Below are 3,558 nucleotides of genomic sequence, written 5' to 3' on the forward strand. Positions count from 1 at the left end.
TCACTGTTTCAGATCATGACGCTCGAGAGCTGGTCGATGGGGATTGTGCGCCCGGTGATGGAAACCCACCCTCTGGCTTGGGCCTTCTTCGTGCCTTTCATCATGGTCACGACCTTCGCAGTGGTGAACCTTCTGGTGGGCCTCATCGTGAATTCGATGCAGGACGCCCATTCCGAAGAGGAGACCACGCGCACCGATGCGTATCGCGACGAGGTTCTCCTGCGGCTCGACGCGATCGAGCGGCGGATCGGCGATCTTAGCAGAGGCGACCAATCGGGCGACTGAAGCGAGGGGCAGAAGCATGCCTGACCGTCCGCGTCTGGCAGATGACCTGAGCGGATATCAGGCTCACTAGCTACATGACTGGGAGCCAGCCGACACACTCAGGCTCATTGCGCCCGGCGCACTCACATCTGGCTTTCACACGGGTGGCCGCAAAAGTGTCTTCGTTACGTTAACGGGCTATTTACTCTCAAATTGTTAGCCTGCCCACTCGTGCAGTTGATAGGAGAATGCAATGAAAGACCCGACCCAACCTGACACGGCGGAAGCCGTTCTGCTCGACTACGTCGAGAGATATGGCTTAACGGACAGGGCACGAAGATACTTCCTCAACCTTGCTGAGAAGGAAGCATCCGATGGATCACGCGCCGGAGCTCGACACCCAAAAGACGATCAAAGCTCTTCCTGAAAGACGGGGGCCCTAACCACTATGGACATGCTGCGTGATCTGGGGATGAAGGCGAGACAGGAAAAACGCATTGTTCTGACGGGCGGTTATGACCGCTTTTTCAAGCCGAACCTGAGAGACGGGTGCCTTGAGAGTTACATCGCAGGCTTGCATACGCTCGCAGGTGAGGTCATCCGCCCGCATTTCACTGGAGACCAGTATCACTGGGAGTGAGGGGCAGGCGCGTCTCACGCGCATGCAGTAATCAATTGTGTCTTCCATCTCCCCCAAGTAATCGCCATCGACCACCAAGATATCGATCTCTTCGGTGTGAAGCGCAAGCCAAGCGCCTGGTAGCTCTCCTTCCGAACAAGAAAGCAGCCTTGCGCCCTCATGTTCGCAGATTTGAGCGAGTTCATCTCTGATCAAACCGGGTTCGCCGCAGTAGACAATGCAACGCTTTGAGAGAAGGCGCCGAGCCACGCAACGGGAGTTTCTGCTCGTTGAGGCGCTGTTGTTTTGACCTGGGGCCGGTTCATCTGAAGAGATTTCTTCTTCAGCGACGCTTATGGAAAACTTCCAAGCCATTTCAATATCCTAAAAAAATTCGAAAGTCAGTGAGAAGCATAAATGTGCTCCCTCTCCCAACGAGTAGAACAACCATATGGCGAAAGTTGGACAACTCCACACGCAAAAAGCCATCTTTTGCGCTTTCAATGACTTGCCGACATCTCACGCCAAAGCTGCTCTGAACGTTCTGCGACACAGTAAAGAGCGCCGCGTTAGGGCCTAGCCATTTGAATGGTCGTCGCCGTCGTCATCCGCCTTTTCGCCAAAATAGGCGTCGCCGGACAGAGGCTGCGAATTGAACCAACGGATGTCTTCCGCGCTCAGGCTTGTCACATCTTTGATATACCGGCGCTCACGCATCACAATCCAGAAGGCCGCCACAGCGAACACGCCCATCAGGATCATACCGGCCATCACATTCCAATCCATACCGCGCTCCTTCGGTGAAATTAGACCGGATAGGGCTAAATAAGTCAAACTGGCCCGAGATCATTGCTTCACCGGAACCGCCTCTGAGAAGAAGCGTAGGGAGGCCGATGCTTGTCGCAGTTTTCGCCGCAGCGCTGAGGGCAGATCACCTCCCCGTGTCGGCACGTCTGCGACAACCGCGATAGCCGCTCACGAGGAGCGCGCCGTCGCACATCTCCAAAACGCGAAGTCGGCGTCCCCGATCAAACGAGACAAAGCAGGCACTTTCAGGCTATAAGTAGGTTTCACGGAGGACCGCGCATGGAAGATCTTTACAGGAAACGGCAAGAAGAGAAGGCGCGAAGCCGCGCGAAGGATGAAGAGCGCCTGGCCAGAGGCGAGGTCAGTCCCAGCGAGTTGCAGCATCAGAATTTCGCGTTCAAGAAAGTCCGAGCCGACCGGGTCGGCTTCGTGAAGAGCCGCGAGCCAAAATCCGTCAAGTTCCTCAGCCTTTGAGGCTGCTATGTCTATCGATCAGAAACTGGCGGGAGCAAGAACTCAACGCCCAAGGCTCCTCGGCGAGCTGGAGGCACTGCTGCGAGCAGGCAATCCAGATCTCAACCTCTTCGTCTCGGCCCGCGCCCATCATGGCGAGCCCGGATTGGCCCATCTCCACCTCTATGGCGTCGAGGGTGACCGCGAACGTAAATCCCGGCTGATGAAATTTGCGACAGCCTGGCTTCTGGAGCGCGGCATATCGATCGAGCTTCAGGAGGGGCGCGACCTTTATGACATTCGTCCATGGCGCGAGGCCCAGGGGGGCAGAACTCAAGATATGGGATCTCTGGACGAGCTGGACGAGATCTGAAAGCGCGTGAACCAGGGTCGGCAGAAGAGAAATTGCGGGGGACACTAAGAGTCGTGTGCGCCCCCTCGCCCTCGAAGCTGGGCGACCTTCCAATTCCCGGTATACCCTTTCTTCAAATGGGCCGCGACGATCTGAAAGCCGCTCTGTGGCCAGCTCTTCGGTGTGTCGACGAAGAGCAATTCCGCAATTCCGAATCCGGCCTCCTGGAGATCCCGCAACCGCGCCTTCGTCTTCAGATTGGTCAGAGGCGCGAGCCAGACAATATTTTCTGAGACTCGCATCGCGTGTCGCGTGAATGTCCGAAGCTCGGACCAGGGCGGATTTGTGACCACCCACTCCACGCGATCGGTCCATGCCAGAAAGTCGCGCCCCTCACTGATCTCGCACCAGTGGCGCTCCAGATGGTCCGGATAGTGATCGTAGAACGCCCTGTCCTGCGTCAGCACCCCTGAGACATCTGAGTTGAGTTTGTAGCGGAGGGTTTCTGGCTCATCATAACCACCAAGGAGTGAAGATGAGACAGAAATCCGGCACGCCCGCCGTTCCGAGAGCCCGAGCAGGGACCTCAGATGCGCGACCGCCTCGCGCTTCACGCATTCGCCATTGTCACTCGGACCAATGGCGTGACATGGCTCATCGTCACCACTTTTTTTGAAACCAGTTCCTTCGTCGCCGCCAAGTCCAGCATCTGCTCGGCCAGCAGCTTCGTCAGCTTGGCGCTCTCGTCTTCGAGCGTCTTCAGCCGCTTTGCCTCCGGCACCGTCATGCCGCCGAGCTTCGCCTTCCAGTTATAGAAGATCCCTTCCGACATGCCGTGCTTGCGGCACAGGTCCGCGCACTTCGCGCCTGCCTCGTATTCGGCCAGGATGCCGATGATCGTAAGCGCTACGGCCTCACCCTATGCGGCGAGGCTTGACGGCTGATTGAATCGCCATGGCATCAGGTCTTCGATACCGCTTTGCGGGTGGCCATCGAGGATGGCGCGCAGGGTGGCGGCGATGTAGTCGACCGGGTTCACGTCGGACATCTTGCAGGTAGCGAC

The 3,558-nt window shown here is 57.3% G+C and carries 7 protein-coding genes and 1 pseudogene; 4 read left to right on the forward strand and 4 right to left on the reverse strand.

The features are described from left to right. The coding region (locus F8R15_RS20640) for an ion transporter (RefSeq protein WP_172976280.1) at positions 1-285 on the forward strand (285 nt) is incomplete at its 5' end. A 232-nt stretch (positions 286-517) separates the two neighbouring features. Continuing rightward, positions 518-691: a hypothetical protein gene (locus F8R15_RS21590; protein ID WP_172976281.1), complete on the forward strand. Its 174-nt coding sequence runs from the start codon at positions 518-520 to the stop codon at positions 689-691. Between the two features lie 12 nt (positions 692-703). On the opposite strand, the gene F8R15_RS20645 is transcribed toward F8R15_RS21590, so the two are convergent. Both F8R15_RS20645 and F8R15_RS20650 read right to left on the reverse strand, forming a co-directional pair. After that, positions 704-1,258 carry a hypothetical protein gene (locus tag F8R15_RS20645; RefSeq protein ID WP_152845841.1) on the reverse strand — a complete coding sequence of 185 codons (555 nt, stop codon included), beginning with the start codon at positions 1,256-1,258 and terminating at the stop codon, positions 704-706. A gap of 201 nt (positions 1,259-1,459) precedes the next feature. After that, positions 1,460-1,669 (reverse strand): hypothetical protein, encoded by a 210-nt coding sequence (locus F8R15_RS20650; RefSeq protein WP_152845842.1) that lies wholly within the window; start codon positions 1,667-1,669, stop codon positions 1,460-1,462. Between the two features lie 300 nt (positions 1,670-1,969). On the opposite strand from F8R15_RS20650, the gene F8R15_RS20655 reads away from it, so the two are divergent. Beyond that, the gene (locus F8R15_RS20655) at positions 1,970-2,164 is read left to right on the forward strand and encodes a hypothetical protein (protein ID WP_152845843.1); all 195 of its coding nucleotides are present in this window, start codon (positions 1,970-1,972) and stop codon (positions 2,162-2,164) included. A gap of 7 nt (positions 2,165-2,171) precedes the next feature. Beyond that, positions 2,172-2,516, forward strand: coding sequence for a hypothetical protein (locus F8R15_RS20660; RefSeq protein WP_152845844.1), 345 nt, complete (start codon positions 2,172-2,174; stop codon positions 2,514-2,516). A 539-nt stretch (positions 2,517-3,055) separates the two neighbouring features. Here the strand turns inward: F8R15_RS20660 and F8R15_RS20665 are convergent. After that, positions 3,056-3,393: pseudogene (locus F8R15_RS20665) on the reverse strand (transposase); the annotation flags it as partial. Between the two features lie 21 nt (positions 3,394-3,414). Next, the coding region (locus F8R15_RS20670; protein WP_152845805.1) for a transposase domain-containing protein at positions 3,415-3,558 on the reverse strand (144 nt) is incomplete at its 5' end.

The sequence above is a fragment of the Thioclava sp. JE_KL1 genome, from assembly GCF_009296265.1.
In the GTDB taxonomy this organism is placed as follows: domain Bacteria; phylum Pseudomonadota; class Alphaproteobacteria; order Rhodobacterales; family Rhodobacteraceae; genus Thioclava.

Coding starts and splice junctions, on each gene's coding strand:
- F8R15_RS20660 (WP_152845844.1), top strand. CDS start 2,172: ATGTCTATCGATCAGAAACTGGCGGGAGCAAGAACTCAACGCCCAAGG.
- F8R15_RS20645 (WP_152845841.1), bottom strand. CDS start 1,258: ATGGCTTGGAAGTTTTCCATAAGCGTCGCTGAAGAAGAAATCTCTTCA.
- F8R15_RS21590 (WP_172976281.1), top strand. CDS start 518: ATGAAAGACCCGACCCAACCTGACACGGCGGAAGCCGTTCTGCTCGAC.
- F8R15_RS20650 (WP_152845842.1), bottom strand. CDS start 1,669: ATGGATTGGAATGTGATGGCCGGTATGATCCTGATGGGCGTGTTCGCT.
- F8R15_RS20655 (WP_152845843.1), top strand. CDS start 1,970: ATGGAAGATCTTTACAGGAAACGGCAAGAAGAGAAGGCGCGAAGCCGC.